Here is a 14,191-nt window from a genome sequence, read left to right as displayed (position 1 = left end):
ACAGGGGTTGTCCGCTCGGGCGGAGGCTGCCTGGCTGGCGGGCGCACCACTCGACCAGGCTGATTTGTCCGAACCTTATGGTAAATACCCCCTATGTCGCAGTCCGGGACGCTCATCCTGATCATGTCCATCGCGGTGCTCGCCCCGCTGCTGTCCTACGGAATCGGCCGTTGGCTGCCGGTCCCTCTCGTCATCTTCGAGATCGTGCTCGGCGTCCTGGTCGGCCCGGACGTACTGGGCTGGGCCGGTACGGGCGAGGTCATCGACACGCTCTCCGACCTCGGCCTGGCGATGCTGATCTTCCTCGCCGGTTACGAGATCGAGTTCGACAAGGTCCGCGGGGACACCCTCAAACGCTCGGTCGGGGCCTGGCTGATCTCGCTGGCGGTCGGACTCGCGCTGGGCATGCTGCTGACCGGCGCGTCCAAGGGCGTCTACATCGGTACGGCCCTCACCAGCACCGCGCTCGGCACGGTGCTGCCCGTCCTGCGCGACGCCGGAGACCTGCGCTCCCGGTTCGGCTCGGTGATGATGGCGATGGGCGCGGTGGGGGAGTTCGGGCCGATCATCGCGATGGCCCTGCTGCTGAGCGGGCGCTCGCCGGGCAGATCGACGGTGCTGCTCGCCGCGTTCGCGCTGCTGACCGCCGGGGCGGTGTTCTGGGCGATGCGGCCGCGCCGCCCCTGGTTCTCACGTGTCATCGCCAAGACCCTGCACAGCAGCGGGCAGTTCGCGGTCCGTCTCGTCGTCCTGCTGCTGGCGGTGATGCTCGGCCTCTCGGGCGCCCTCGGCCTCGACACCCTGCTCGGCGCCTTCGCCGCCGGGATGATCACCCGGCTGGTGCTGTACGGGGCGGCGCCGGAGAGCGCGGGCGAGGTCCTGGCGAAGGTCGAGGCGATGGGATTCGGATTCCTGGTGCCGATCTTCTTCGTCGTCACGGGAATCGAGTTCGACCTCGACGCCCTGCTCTCCGGCGGCCGGGCGCTTCTCCTTCTGCCCGTCTTCCTGCTGCTGTTCCTCCTGGTGCGCGGCCTCCCGGTGTACGCCCTCGCCCCGCGCGATCTCCTCGGGCGCGACCGCAGGGCCCTCACCCTCTTCGCCTCGACGGCCCTGCCCCTGGTGGTGGCCATCACGACCATCGGCGTGGACGACGGCGTACTGAAGACCGAGGAGGCGGCGGCGCTGGTGGGCGCCGCGATGGTGTCCGTGCTGGTGTTTCCGCTGGTGGGGCTGAAGTTGCGGCGGGAGAGGGTGGGGAGCGGGGGTGCCGCGCAGGGGGCGGAGTCGTGGTGAGCCGCCTCAGTGGGCCGCCGGGTCCCCGCAGTCGACGAGCGGCTGGAGATAGCGGTACATGACCGTCTTCAACTCGGCGATGTACGCGTCCCGTTCGGCACCTTCGTGGGACAGGATCAGGGTGAGTCCGGCCTTGAAGAGGGCGAGCACCATGTTCGCCGTACGGGAGAGCTCGTCGGGGGCGGCGTCCGGCAGGAAGCCCGCGACGATCTCCTCGACCCGGGTGAAGACGGTGTCGTGCAGGGAGCTGATGTCCTCCGTTATCCGGCCCGGGGTGTCGGTCCCGTGCATCAGGACGGCGAAGGCGGGGTTCTGGAGGTTGAAGGCGATCATCGGGTCGAGGACCGCGTCGAGCATGGCGTCCAGCGGGAGTTCGACGTTCTCCGGGGCGAGGGCCTGCCCGTGCGTCGCGCGCCAGTCGTGGAGCAGCTGGTCGCTGAGGCCGACCGCGATGGCCTCCTTGTTGGGGAAGAACTGGTACAGCGTGCCGGGCGAGACGCCGGCCTCGCGGGCGATGGCATTCGTGCTCGCGGCCGTGTAGCCGCTCCGGCAGAACACCGCCGCCGCCGCTTCCAGGAGTTGCGCGATACGGCGCTCACCGCGGGCCTGGCGACGGCGCGGCTTCTCCTCGGCGGGGGTGGCGGTCTGCGGGGCCCCGGCATTCCGCGGGGCCTGCGCCTGCTCCTCTGTCCGCTGCTTCTCGGGCACGGGTTATCCCCAGCTTCTCGGGACGCGATTGACAAACGCGAGTGGTCGCTCGCATTCTTGAGAAATGCGAGCGATGGCTCGTGTTTGCCATTCTATGGCAATGGGCGACCCATGCTGCCTGCACGGATGTACGCGGATGCACGCGGATGTCCGGGACACAGGGGTCACGGTGAAGGGGACACCGCATCATGTCCGAAGTCAACAGCGCAGGTGGCGGCGCGAGGGTGGGGCCGGGCGGCCGGTCGGACGACGGCTCGGGCGGCGGGCCGCGGGTGGGTGGCTGGACCCGGTTCGTGACCGCGCGGCCACGACTGTCGCTGCTCGTCGCACTCGTGCTCACCGCACTCGCCGTGGTCGCCGGCAGCGGGGTCGCCGACCGGCTCGGCAGCGGCGGCTGGGAGGACCCGGGCGCCCAGTCCACCTACGCGACGGAGGCGCTGGAGCGGGAGTTCCCGGCCTCGCAGCCCAATCTGCTGCTGCTCATCGACTCGGGATCCGCGTCGGTCGACGATCCCGCGGTCGCCGCCGAGGCGAAGCGGCTGGTGGAGAGGCTCGCCGGCGAGAAGGGCGTCACGGGCGTCGGCTCGTACTGGCAGTCGGGTTCGCCGGCGCTCAGGGCGCAGGACGGGCACGAGGCGCTCGTCGCGGCGCGCATCACGGGTGAGGAGAAGGCCGCGGGCGAGACCCTGGACCGCATCGCCCCCTCCTACCGGGGAACGCACGGCCCCATCGAGGTCCAGGTCGGCGGCCCCGTCGCCGTGCGGCACGAGATACAGACGACCATCCGCGAGGACCTGACCCGGGCCGAGCTGATCGCCCTGCCGGTGACCCTCGTACTCCTGGTGATGGTCTTCGGCAGCGCGGTCGCCGCCCTCCTCCCGCTCCTGGTCGGCATCTTCGCGATCCTGGGCACGAACGCGGTGCTGCGAGGCCTCACGGAGTTCACCGACGTCTCGGTCTTCGCGATCAACCTCACCACGGCACTGGGACTCGGCCTCGCCATCGACTACGCCCTGTTCATCGTGCGCAGGTTCCGCGAGGAACTCGCCACCGGCGCCGATCCGTCGACCGCCGTCGGCAGGACCCTGCGCACCGCCGGGCGCACGGTGCTCTTCTCGTCCCTCACCGTCGCGGTGTCGCTGGCCGCGATGCTGCTCTTCCCGCAGTACTTCCTGCGGTCCTTCGCGTACGCGGGCATCGCCGTGGTGCTGCTTGCCGCGGCCGCCGCGCTGATCCTGCTCCCGGCGGCGCTGGTGCTCCTCGGACACCGGGTGAACTCCCTGGATCTGCGGCGGCTGTTCCGGCGCGGAAAGCCCCGGGCGTCGTCCGACGCGGGCGGAGGGGCCGCATGGGGGCGGATGGCCGACCTCGTCATGCGCAGGGCGCCGGTCTTCGCGGTGGCGACCTCCGTCGGGCTCGTGGTCCTCGGACTGCCCTTCCTCGGCGTGAAGTTCGGCACGGCGGACGACCGCCAGCTGCCCTCGGGCGCCGAGTCCCACGTCGTGCAGCAGCACATCCGCGAGGGCTTCCCGGGCAGCCCCGGCGGCGGCCTGGAGGTGTTCGCGGAAGGCCGCGCGACGGAGACCCAGTACGCCCAGTACAAGGAGCGGATCGGCGCCCTGCCCGAGGTGCTGCGGGTGGACGGGCCGCTGGTCAAGGGCGACTCCGCGTACTTCACGGTGCTGCCGAAGGGTGAGGCCGTCGACGAGGGAGCCCAGCGCCTGGTGGGTGAACTCCGCGCGACGAACGCCCCGTTCGACACCAAGGTGACCGGCACGGCGGCCGTCCTGGTCGACTCGAAACACGCGATAGCCGAGCAGCTGCCCTGGGCCGCAGCGTTCATAGCGATCGTCACCCTGTTCCTGGTCTTCCTGCTGACGGGCAGCGTGCTGATCCCGATCCAGGCGGTGCTGCTCAACGCCCTCAGCCTGACGGCGATGTTCGGGGCGGTGGTCTGGGTCTTCCAGGACGGCCATCTCTCCGGCCTGCTCGGCTTCACCAGTTCGGGGTCGATCGAGACGACCCTCCCCGTCCTGATGTTCTGCGTCGCCTTCGGACTGTCCATGGACTACGGGGTGTTCCTGCTGTCCCGGATAAAGGAGGAGTACGACCGGACGGGCGACCACCGGGAAGCGGTCCGCTTCGGCCTCCAGCGCACCGGCGGACTGATCACGGCGGCCGCGGTCATCCTCGCGGTGGTGATGGTCGCGATCGGCACCTCACGCATAACGAACACCAAGATGCTCGGCCTGGGCATCGCGCTCGCCGTACTGATGGACGCGATGATCGTCCGCAGCCTGCTGGTCCCGGCGGTGATGAGGCTGACGGGGCGGGCGACCTGGTGGGCACCGGGGCCGCTGCGGAGGTTCCACGACCGGTTCGGGCTCAGCGAGGGCGAGCCGCGGCCGGCCGAGGCCCTGGAGGAGGGTGACCGGGACCGGGACAAGGTCGCGGCGCGCGGCTAGCGTTCGCTCCGGAACCGTGATCTCCGGGCGGCGGAACGCGCCGGGCGAAGACGGGACGGGCGAACGCGAAGGGCGAAGCTGATGCGGGCAGTGGTGTTCGAGCGGTACGGGGAACCGGCCGAGGTACGTGAGGTGGCTGACCCGGCGCCTGCGGAGCACGGGGTCGTGGTGCGGGTCGAAGCCACCGGCCTCTGCCGGAGCGACTGGCACGGCTGGATCGGTCACGACCCGGACATCACGCTGCCCCACGTCCCGGGACACGAACTCGCCGGGGTCGTCGAGGCGGTGGGCGCCCGGGTGACCGCTTGGCACCCCGGCGACAGGGTCACCGTGCCGTTCGTGTGCGCCTGCGGAAGCTGTCCCTCGTGCGCCGCAGGCGACCAACAGGTGTGCGAGCGCCAGACCCAGCCGGGGTTCACACACTGGGGTTCCTTCGCGCAGTACGTGGCGCTGGACCACGCCGATGTGAACCTGGTCGCGATGCCGGACGGACTGTCCTACGCGACGGCGGCCTCGCTGGGCTGCCGGTTCGCCACGGCCTACCGGGCGGTGGTCGCGCAGGGCAGGGTGGCCGCGGGGGAGTGGGTCGCCGTACACGGCTGCGGGGGCGTCGGCCTGTCCGCCGTGATGATCGCGGCGGCCGCCGGGGCCCGGGTCGTCGCCGTCGACGTATCGCCCCGGGCGCTGGACCTGGCGCGGAAGTTCGGGGCGACGGAGGCCGTGGACGCGTCGGAGGTCGAGGACACGGCGGACGCGGTACGCGCGCTGACCGGCGGCGGCGCCCACCTGTCCCTGGACGCCCTCGGCGCCCCCGTCACCTGCGCGAACTCCGTGAACAGCCTGCGCCGCCGGGGCCGGCACGTCCAGGTCGGACTCCTGCCCTCACCGACAGGCTCCACCCCGGTCCCCATGGCCCGCGTGATCGCCCTCGAACTCGAACTCCTCGGCAGCCACGGAATGGCAGCACACGCCTACCCGGGAATGCTGGAGCTGGTCCGGGCCGGCGTACTCCGCCCCGACCTCCTCGTCACCTCCACCATCCCGCTGGACGCGGCCCCGGCCGCGCTGGCGGCGATGGAGACGGCGCCGGGAGCGGGGGTGACGATCATCGAGCCGTGGAGCTGACGTGTTCGGGGTGCCCGCGGTGGACGGCCCACTCGTGGGCGAGGATCGACATGAGGGTCTCGTCGGCCCACTCGCCGTCACGCAGCTGGGTCTGCCGCCGGACGCCCTCCTCGACGAAGCCGACCTTCTCGTAGACGCGGCGGGCCCGGTGGTTGTGGCTGTAGAGCTCCAAGGCGATGCGGTGCAGGCCGAGTTGCTCGAAGCCGTGGCCGACGATGAGCCGGGTCGCCTCGGTGCCGATACCCCGGCCGCGGCCGCGGGGACCGATGAGCGTACGGAACGTGCAGTTGCGGCCCGCGGGATCCCACTCGTGGAGGACGACCTCGCCGAGGAGTTCACCGGTCGCGCGGTCGGTCACGGCGAGGTCGAGCCGGTCTGGCTGCGCGGCCCGGGAGCCGTACCAGGAACGCAGCCGTTCCAAGGTCAGCTCGGTGGACGGCTCGAAGGTGAACCGGATGACATCGGGGTCGTCCAGGATCTCCAGGATCCCGTCCGCGTCTGCCTCGGTGAACGGCCGCAGCACGGTCTTCTCACCGGTGAGGACGGGCTTGTCGGAGAAGGAGGAGAGGGGGGAGAGGGGGGCGGCGAAGCTCATCCGTGGATCCTCGGCGGCGGATCGGCCTATGGGCAACCGAATTGAGGCTGTGCCCCGCACGCGAACGGCGGGGCACAGAGGGAGGAGCAGGACAGGTCAGTCCTCTCTACGGCCCCGGTTGCCCGGCCGGGAGGCGACCCAGGCCCGGACGGTGTCCGCGTACCAGTAGGGCTTGCCGCTCTCCACATGGTCGGGCGGGGGCAGCAGACCGTGCTTGCGGTACGACCGCACGGTGTCCGGCTGCACCTTGATGTGCGCCGCGATCTCCTTGTACGACCAAAGCCTGCGGTCGGTCATGAGTGGCACCTCCCTGCGCGTACCGCGGCGGCGGCCGGGGGCGGCCGTCGGGGGAGCCGGGCACTGCGCTGGCGATCAACGAAGCCTGTGCCCCGTGAACGACACAGAGTGAGAGCCGGGAAGTGCCTGTGGACTGGGTGTGACGTAAGACCCGCGTACACGGGACATGTGTGACAGGAAGGGGGTATTTGTGACACGAGTGACGCAATTGGCAGGCGACCGACAGGAGGTGACCGACAGGAGGTGGCCGCCAGGAGGTGAAACCGGGGAGGCCCGCCGAGCCCCGAGCGCTCAGCGGGCCCACGCCACGGTCACCCCGTACTACGCCCCGCAGGACCTCAGGAACGCCCGCGTCCGCTGCGCGATCGGCAGCGGCTTGTCGGGCGGACACGGGTACATGTCCTGCTCGACGATCGCGAAGAGGTCGATGTCGAGCTGCTGCGCGGCGGCGAGGACGGGCTCGAGGGCCGGTATACCGGACGGCGGTTCGCACATCACACCGCGTGCCACGGCCGGCCCGAACGGCACCTCGTTCGCCCGCACATCGGCCAGGATCGCCGGATCCACCTGCTTGAGGTGCAGGTACCCGATGCGCTCCCCGTACGTCTCGATGAGCTTGACGCTGTCGCCGCCGCAGTACGCGTAGTGCCCGGTGTCCAGACACAGTGACACCAGCGAGGAATCGGTCGCGTCGAGGAAACGCGTGACGTTCTCCTCGCTGTCGATGTGCGTGTCCGCATGCGGGTGGACGACGATCCGCAGCCCGTACCGCTCGCGCACCTCGTGGGCGAGCCGCTCGGTCTGAGCGGTCAGATGGCGCCACTGCGTCGGCGTGAGCGTGCTGCTCTCCAGCACCTCGCCCGTCTTGTCGTCCCGCCAGAACGCGGGGATGACGACCAGGTGCTCGGCGCCCATCGCCTGCGTGAGCGCCGCGATGTCCGAGACGTGCGCCCAGGTGGACTCCCACACGTCAGGGCCGCGGTGCAGCCCGGTGAACACCGTGCCGGCCGAGACCGTGAGCCCGCGTCGCGCGGTCTCGTCCTTCAGGACGGCCGGATCGGTGGGGAGATAGCCGTACGGGCCCAGCTCGATCCACTCGTACCCGGACCCGGACACCTCGTCGAGGAACCGCTGCCAGGGGACCTGCTGCGGGTCGTCGGGGAACCAGACGCCCCAGGAGTCGGGAGCCGAACCGATCCGGATACGGGACAGTGAGGACAGAGGTGAGGACTGCGGCGACGGCCGCGGTGACAACGACGTCATGGGCGTCAGCTTCCGGCGGCGCGGAAGGGGTGTCAAGGCCTGGTCCGAATGTCTGGACAAAACATTGACAGGGCTCCACGGACCCGGCTAGACCTAGGTGCAGCCGAAGCGAAGGGAACTCGATGGCGTACGACCTGATCACCATGGGGCGGATCGGCGTGGACATCTACCCGTTGCAGACGGGGGTCCCGCTGACACAGGTGACGACCTTCGGGAAGTTCCTCGGCGGCTCGGCGACGAACGTCGCGGTGGCCGCGGCGCGGCTCGGGCGGCGTACGGCGGTGATCACACGTACGGGCGACGACCCCTTCGGCGTCTACCTCCACGAGGCCCTGCGCGACTTCGGCGTCGACGACCGCTGGGTCACACCGGTCCCCGGCCTGCCCACCCCGGTCACGTTCTGCGAGATCTTCCCGCCGGACGACTTCCCGCTGTACTTCTACCGGCAGCCCAAGGCCCCCGACCTGGAGATCGACGCCCACGAGCTCGACCTCGACGCCGTCCGCGAGGCCCGCATCTTCTGGATGACCGGCACCGGCCTGAGCGAGGAGCCCAGCCGCACGGCGACGCTCGCGGCGCTGGCCCACCGCGCCAAGTCCGGTACGACGGTCTTCGACCTCGACTGGCGACCCATGTTTTGGAAAGACACAGCCTGGAAGGCCCCGGCGGCCTCCGCGCGCCCCTTCTACGCCGAGGCCCTCCGCCACACCACCGTCGCCGTGGGCAACATCGACGAGGTCGAGATCGCCACCGGCGAGCGCGAACCGCACGCCGCCGCCCGCGCCCTGCTGGACGCAGGCGTCGAACTCGCCGTCGTCAAACAGGGCCCCAAGGGCGTCCTCGCCGTCCACCGCGACGGCACGACGGCCGAGGTCCCGCCCCTCCCCGTCACCGTCCTCAACGGCCTCGGCGCCGGCGACGCCTTCGGCGGCTCCCTCTGCCACGGCCTGCTCGCCGACTGGGACCTGGAGCGGATCATGCGGTACGCCAACGCGGCGGGCGCCATCGTCGCCTCCCGCCTGGAATGCTCCTCCGCGATGCCGACCCCACGTGAGGTCGAGGACGCGCTCACGGCGGGAGCGGTGCTGTGAGGGCGGGACGCGTAGGGGGCGCGAGGCGCGAAGGCGGCGACCCGGCGACGTACAGGCGGGTCGACGTCGCCGACCTCGTCCGCACCCGCACCCACCACCCCGAAGCCATCGCCGAGGCGGCCGCCCGCCGGCTCCGTCGGCCCCTCGTCAACGACGGCGGCCGGCTGATGATCGTCGCCGCGGACCACCCGGCCCGCGGCGCCCTCGCGGTCGGCGACCGCAAGTTCGCCATGGCGAACCGCGCCGACCTCCTGGAGCGGCTCTGCACCGCCCTCTCCCGCCCCGGAGTCGACGGCGTCCTCGCCACCGCCGACATTCTCGACGACCTGCTGCTGCTCGGCGCGCTCGACCACAAGGTCGTCCTCGGCTCGATGAACCGCGGCGGACTCGCAGGCGCCTCCTTCGAGTTGGACGACCGGTTCACCGGGCACCGCCCGCAGGACATCGAACGACTCGGCTTCGACGCGGGCAAACTGCTGCTGCGCATCGACTACGACGACCCGGGCTCGCTGCGCACCCTGGAGTCCACCGCCCGCGTCATCGACGAGATGGCGGAGCGCCAACTCCCGGTGTTCGTCGAGCCGTTCCTCTGCCGTCGCCGCGAAGACGGCACCCTCCGGAACGATCTCAGCGCCGAGGCGGTCACCAAGTCCATCGCCATCGCGAGCGGCCTCGGCGGCAGTTCGGCGTACACCTGGCTGAAGGTCCCCGTCACCGAGAACCCCGACGACATGGCCCGCGTCATGGAGACGTCCACGCTGCCCGCCGTACTCCTCGGCGGCGATGTCGGCGAGGACCAGGAGGGTGCGTACGAGAAGTGGCGCGGGGCGCTCCAACTCCCCACGGTCCAGGGCCTGGTGGTCGGCCGTTCGCTGCTCTACCCGGCGGACGGCGATGTGACCGCGGCCGTGGACACCGCCGTCGGACTGCTGTGAGGACCGGATGAGCGACCGGACGACCGACGGGACGGCCGACCGAATGACGAGCAACGGCCTGTACGTGCCGAAGGGGGCCACCGCCAACGCGCAGTACGTCCTCGACATCGACCCCAAACTGGCCGACTGGACCCACAGCAGCCTGCGCGTCGTGGAGTTGGGACCGGGCGGCACACACACCTTCACCACCGGCGACAGCGAATGGATCATTCTCCCGCTGAGCGGCGGCTGTACGGTGGACATAGAGGACGAACAGTTCCAAATCCTGGGCAGGGACAGCGTGTTCAGCGGAGTCACCGACTTCGCGTACGTGCCCCGCGACGCCCGGGCACAGATCGCCTCCGGCGTGGGAGGCCGCTTCGCCCTGGCAGGAGCGAAGTGCGAGCGCCAACTCCCCGCCCGCTACGGCCCCGCGCCGGAGGTACCCGTCGAAGACCGAGGCAGCGGCAACTACGCACGCCAGGTGCGCAATTTCGCCTCCGCCGACGCCTTCGAGTGCGACCAGCTCATCGCCGTCGAGGTCATCACCCCCGGCGGCAACTGGTCCTCGTATCCGCCCCACAAGCACGACGAGCACCGGCCCGGGGAGGAGAGCCGGCTCGAAGAGATCTACTACTTCGAGATCGACGGCCCGAACGGTTTCGGCTATCAGCGCGTATTCCCTTCACGCGTGGGCGGATCCGACGTCCTCGCAGAGGTCCGTACCGGCGATGCCGTCCTCGTCCCCGATGGATGGCACGGCCCGTCCATCGCGCAGCCCGGCCACACGATGTACTACCTGAATGTGATGGCCGGACCGGGCGAGAAGCGGGAGTGGCGGATCTGCTTCCACCCAGAGCACACCGAGGGGTACCAATGACGGATCCGATGGCAAAGGTGCCAATGGCGACGAGGGTGACGAACGGGTCGAAGGCGCCGGACGCGACGACCAGGCTGACGGTCGCCCAGGCGCTGGTGCGTTTCCTGGCAGCCCAGTACACCGAACGGGACGGCGAGCGGCAGCGGTTGATCGGCGCGACCTGGGGCATCTTCGGCCACGGCAATGTCGCCGGGCTCGGCCAGGCGCTCGTCGAGTACGCGGACGAGATGCCGTACCACCAGGGCCGTAACGAACAGTCCATGGTCCACGCGGCGGTCGGCTACGCCCGACAGTCCAACCGGCTCTCCACGCATGCCGTCACCACGTCCATCGGCCCCGGCGCCACGAACCTCGTCACCGGCGCCGCCCTCGCGACGATCAACCACCTCCCGGTCCTGCTCCTGCCCGGCGACATCTTCGCGACCCGCCCCGCCGATCCGGTCCTCCAGCAGCTCGAAGTCCCCTACGCGGGCGATGTGTCGGTCAACGACTGCCTGCGCCCGGTGTCGAGGTACTTCGACCGGATCACCCGCCCCGAGGCCCTGATCCCCGCCGCCCTCCAGGCGATGCGCGTGCTCACCGACCCCGTGGAGACGGGCGCGGTCACGCTCGCGCTGCCGCAGGACGTGCAGGCGGAGGCGTACGACTGGCCGGAGGAGTTCTTCGCGGAGCGGACCTGGACGGTGCGCCGCCCGGCCGCCGACCAGGGTGAACTGACCGCCGCCGTAAGGGCGATCCGCGAGGCCCGCCGCCCCCTGATCGTCGCGGGCGGCGGCGTCCACCACAGCCGCGCCGAGGAGGCGCTCGCCGAACTCGCCGCCGCCACCCGCATTCCCGTCGCCTCCACGCAGGCCGGCAAGGGGTCACTGCGCTTCGACCACCCGCAGGACGTCGGCGGAATCGGCCACACCGGCACGGCGACCGCGTGCGAACTCGCCCGCACCGCCGACCTGGTGATCGGCGTCGGCACCCGCTACACCGACTTCACCACCGCCTCAGGCACCCTCTTCTCCGCCAAGGGCGTCCACTTCCTGAACCTCAACATCGCGCCGTACGACGGCCACAAGCTCTCCGGCATCCCGCTGATCGCCGACGCGCGGGCGGGCCTGGAGGCCCTCACGGAGGCGCTGCTGCTGCACAAGCACCGCACCGAGCCGGCGTACGCCACCGAGTACAGCGACGACAAGGAGCGCTGGGAGTACCGCGTCGACGCGGCCTACGAGGCCGAGGACATCGACATCCGGCCCACCCAGCCGCAGGTCCTCGGCGTCCTCGACGAGCTGGTCACCGAGGACGACATCCTGATCAACGCGGCCGGTTCGCTCCCCGGCGACCTGCACAAACTCTGGCGTGCGCGGTCGCGGGACCAGTACCACGTCGAGTACGGCTACTCGTGCATGGGCTACGAGATCCCGGCTGCGATCGGAGTGCGGATGGCGGCCCCCGACCGTCCCGTCTGGGCGCTGGTCGGCGACGGCACGTACCTGATGATGCCCACCGAGATCGTCACCGCCGTGCAGGAGGGCATCGCGATCAAGGTCCTCATCCTGCAGAACCACGGGTACGCCTCCATCGGCGGCCTCTCGGAGTCGGTGGGCGGCGAGCGGTACGGCACCGCGTACCGCTTCCGGTCCGAGGACGGTACGTACACGGGGGCGAAGCTGCCGGTGGATCTCGCCGCCAACGCGGCCAGTCTGGGGATGCGCGTCCTACGCGCGAAGACCGTCCGTGACCTGCGCGCGGCCCTCACGGAAGCACGGGCCGCCGACACTCCTACATGTGTCTACGTGGAGACCGAAACGGCAGACACAGTGTCGGGCGCGCCTCCGGCCCAAGCCTGGTGGGATGTACCTGTGGCCGAGACCGCGACCCGATCGTCGGCGGTCAAGGCGCGTGAGGAGTACGACCGGCACGTCGCTGCCCGACGCCGCCATCTGTGAAGGAGTTTTTGGCCATGACGAAGACTGTCAACCACTGGATCGGTGGCAAGACCGTCGAGGGTGCGTCGGGTACGTACGGGCCGGTCACCGACCCGGCGACCGGCGCCGTGACCACGCAGGTCGCCTTCGCGACCGTCGAGGAGGTGGATGCGGCGGTGGCCGCGGCGAAGGATGCGTATGCGACGTGGGGTCTGTCCTCGCTGGCGAAGCGGACGACGGTTCTGTTCAAGTTCCGTGCGCTGCTGGATGCGAACCGGGATGCGATCGCGGAGCTGATCACCGCGGAGCACGGCAAGGTCCACTCGGACGCGCTCGGTGAGGTCGCGCGCGGTCTGGAGATCGTGGACCTGGCGTGTGGGATCACGGTGCAGCTGAAGGGTGAGCTGTCGACGGAGGTGGCCAGCCGGGTCGACGTGTCCTCGATCCGCCAGCCGCTGGGCGTCGTGGCCGGCATCACGCCGTTCAACTTCCCGGCGATGGTGCCGATGTGGATGTTCCCCCTCGCCATCGCGTGCGGCAACACGTTCGTGCTGAAGCCGTCGGAGAAGGACCCGTCGGCCGCGATGAAGATCGCCGAGTTGCTGGCGGAGGCCGGTCTGCCGGACGGTGTCTTCAACGTCGTGCACGGGGACAGGGTGGCCGTGGACCGCCTCCTTGAGCACCCGGACGTGAAGGCGGTCTCGTTCGTCGGCTCGACCCCGATCGCCCGCTACATCCACACCACCGCGGCCGCGAACCACAAGCGGGTGCAGGCGCTGGGCGGCGCGAAGAACCACATGCTGGTCCTCCCGGACGCCGACCTGGACGCGGCGGCGGACGCGGCCGTGTCGGCGGCGTACGGTTCGGCGGGTGAGCGCTGCATGGCGATCTCGGCGGTCGTGGCCGTCGGTGCGATCGGCGACGAGCTGGTGGAGAAGATCCGCGAGCGCGCCGAGAAGATCAAGATCGGTCCCGGGAACGACCCGGCGTCCGAGATGGGCCCGCTGATCACGGCCGTTCACCGCGACAAGGTCGCCTCGTATGTGACGGGCGCGGCGGCGGAGGGTGCGGAGGTCGTCCTGGACGGAACCGGCTACACGGTGGAGGGTTTCGAGGAGGGCCACTGGATCGGCCTGTCGCTCCTGGACAAGGTGCCCACGTCCGCGAAGGCCTACCAGGACGAGATCTTCGGCCCGGTGCTGTGTGTGCTGCGGGTGGAGACGTACGAGGAGGGCGTGGCCCTGATCAACGCTTCGCCGTTCGGCAACGGCACCGCGATCTTCACCCGGGACGGCGGCGCGGCCCGTCGCTTCCAGCTGGAGATCGAGGCGGGCATGGTCGGTGTGAACGTGCCGATCCCGGTCCCGGTCGGCTATCACTCCTTCGGTGGCTGGAAGGACTCGCTCTTCGGCGACCACCACGTCTACGGCAACGACGGCACCCACTTCTACACCCGGGGCAAGGTCGTCACGACCCGCTGGCCGGACCCGGCCGACGCCCCCACCGGCGTCGACCTCGGGTTCCCGCGCAACCACTGAGACCCGCCGGCAGGGCTTGTGGGGCCGTCCGCATTGCGGACGGCCCCACTTTTTTCTTGGCTCGCACTGCGGTTCCCGTAGGAAGGCAAGAAGCCCCCGCGCT

12 protein-coding genes are annotated in these 14,191 nt (G+C 70.5%); 8 read left to right on the top strand and 4 right to left on the bottom strand.

The genetic code is table 11. The annotated features are described in order from the left end of the window. Positions 1-93 precede the first annotated feature (93 nt). Positions 94-1,293: a cation:proton antiporter gene (locus tag OG219_RS17715; protein ID WP_266827682.1), complete on the top strand. Its 1,200-nt coding sequence runs from the start codon at positions 94-96 to the stop codon at positions 1,291-1,293. Between the two features lie 6 nt (positions 1,294-1,299). On the opposite strand, the gene OG219_RS17710 is transcribed toward OG219_RS17715, so the two are convergent. After that, positions 1,300-2,001: a TetR/AcrR family transcriptional regulator gene (locus OG219_RS17710; protein WP_266827680.1), complete on the bottom strand. Its 702-nt coding sequence runs from the start codon at positions 1,999-2,001 to the stop codon at positions 1,300-1,302. A 188-nt stretch (positions 2,002-2,189) separates the two neighbouring features. Here OG219_RS17710 and OG219_RS17705 point away from each other — a divergent pair, with 188 nt between their 5' ends. After that, complete coding sequence (locus OG219_RS17705; protein ID WP_266827678.1) at positions 2,190-4,466, top strand: MMPL family transporter; 2,277 nt, start codon at positions 2,190-2,192, stop codon at positions 4,464-4,466. Between the two features lie 81 nt (positions 4,467-4,547). Then, positions 4,548-5,591, top strand: a complete 1,044-nt coding sequence (locus tag OG219_RS17700) for a zinc-dependent alcohol dehydrogenase family protein (RefSeq protein ID WP_266827676.1) — start codon at positions 4,548-4,550, stop codon at positions 5,589-5,591. Here the strand turns inward: OG219_RS17700 and OG219_RS17695 are convergent. From OG219_RS17695 to OG219_RS17685, 3 genes are all read right to left on the bottom strand, one after another. Continuing rightward, positions 5,572-6,186: a GNAT family N-acetyltransferase gene (locus tag OG219_RS17695; RefSeq protein ID WP_266827674.1), complete on the bottom strand. Its 615-nt coding sequence runs from the start codon at positions 6,184-6,186 to the stop codon at positions 5,572-5,574. The genes OG219_RS17700 and OG219_RS17695 overlap by 20 nt on opposite strands. A gap of 96 nt (positions 6,187-6,282) precedes the next feature. Continuing rightward, a complete protein-coding gene (locus OG219_RS17690; RefSeq protein ID WP_266461912.1) occupies positions 6,283-6,483 on the bottom strand; it encodes an AlpA family transcriptional regulator in 201 nt (66 codons plus the stop codon). Positions 6,484-6,804: 321 nt separating this feature from the next. Then, positions 6,805-7,746 carry a sugar phosphate isomerase/epimerase gene (locus tag OG219_RS17685; protein ID WP_266827672.1) on the bottom strand — a complete coding sequence of 314 codons (942 nt, stop codon included), beginning with the start codon at positions 7,744-7,746 and terminating at the stop codon, positions 6,805-6,807. 122 nt (positions 7,747-7,868) lie between these two features. On the opposite strand from OG219_RS17685, the gene iolC reads away from it, so the two are divergent. The 5 genes from iolC (at position 7,869) to mmsA (ending at position 14,088) form a co-directional block, all read left to right on the top strand. Continuing rightward, complete coding sequence (iolC, locus tag OG219_RS17680; protein WP_266827670.1) at positions 7,869-8,837, top strand: 5-dehydro-2-deoxygluconokinase; 969 nt, start codon at positions 7,869-7,871, stop codon at positions 8,835-8,837. A 107-nt stretch (positions 8,838-8,944) separates the two neighbouring features. After that, positions 8,945-9,772: a deoxyribose-phosphate aldolase gene (locus OG219_RS17675; protein WP_266836131.1), complete on the top strand. Its 828-nt coding sequence runs from the start codon at positions 8,945-8,947 to the stop codon at positions 9,770-9,772. A gap of 43 nt (positions 9,773-9,815) precedes the next feature. After that, a complete protein-coding gene (iolB, locus tag OG219_RS17670; protein ID WP_266836130.1) occupies positions 9,816-10,631 on the top strand; it encodes a 5-deoxy-glucuronate isomerase in 816 nt (271 codons plus the stop codon). 8 nt (positions 10,632-10,639) lie between these two features. After that, a complete protein-coding gene (gene iolD / locus OG219_RS17665) occupies positions 10,640-12,571 on the top strand; it encodes a 3D-(3,5/4)-trihydroxycyclohexane-1,2-dione acylhydrolase (decyclizing) (protein WP_266827668.1) in 1,932 nt (643 codons plus the stop codon). Positions 12,572-12,585: 14 nt separating this feature from the next. Next, positions 12,586-14,088, top strand: coding sequence for a CoA-acylating methylmalonate-semialdehyde dehydrogenase (mmsA, locus tag OG219_RS17660; protein ID WP_266827666.1), 1,503 nt, complete (start codon positions 12,586-12,588; stop codon positions 14,086-14,088). Positions 14,089-14,191: the final 103 nt, after the last annotated feature.

This window comes from Streptomyces sp. NBC_00038 (assembly GCF_026343635.1).
Lineage (GTDB): Bacteria > Actinomycetota > Actinomycetes > Streptomycetales > Streptomycetaceae > Streptomyces.
The sequence above is the reverse complement of the archived record's forward strand: the minus strand, read 5'-3'. Positions and strand labels throughout refer to the sequence as shown.

What these genes read in the sequence shown, in the direction of transcription:
- OG219_RS17715 (WP_266827682.1), top strand. Translation starts at nt 94, where the DNA reads ATGTCGCAGTCCGGGACGCTCATCCTGATCATGTCCATCGCGGTGCTC.
- OG219_RS17705 (WP_266827678.1), top strand. Translation starts at nt 2,190, where the DNA reads ATGTCCGAAGTCAACAGCGCAGGTGGCGGCGCGAGGGTGGGGCCGGGC.
- OG219_RS17700 (WP_266827676.1), top strand. Translation starts at nt 4,548, where the DNA reads ATGCGGGCAGTGGTGTTCGAGCGGTACGGGGAACCGGCCGAGGTACGT.
- OG219_RS17695 (WP_266827674.1), bottom strand. Translation starts at nt 6,186, where the DNA reads ATGAGCTTCGCCGCCCCCCTCTCCCCCCTCTCCTCCTTCTCCGACAAG.
- OG219_RS17690 (WP_266461912.1), bottom strand. Translation starts at nt 6,483, where the DNA reads ATGACCGACCGCAGGCTTTGGTCGTACAAGGAGATCGCGGCGCACATC.
- OG219_RS17685 (WP_266827672.1), bottom strand. Translation starts at nt 7,746, where the DNA reads ATGACGTCGTTGTCACCGCGGCCGTCGCCGCAGTCCTCACCTCTGTCC.
- iolC (WP_266827670.1), top strand. Translation starts at nt 7,869, where the DNA reads ATGGCGTACGACCTGATCACCATGGGGCGGATCGGCGTGGACATCTAC.
- iolB (WP_266836130.1), top strand. Translation starts at nt 9,816, where the DNA reads ATGACGAGCAACGGCCTGTACGTGCCGAAGGGGGCCACCGCCAACGCG.
- iolD (WP_266827668.1), top strand. Translation starts at nt 10,640, where the DNA reads ATGGCAAAGGTGCCAATGGCGACGAGGGTGACGAACGGGTCGAAGGCG.
- mmsA (WP_266827666.1), top strand. Translation starts at nt 12,586, where the DNA reads ATGACGAAGACTGTCAACCACTGGATCGGTGGCAAGACCGTCGAGGGT.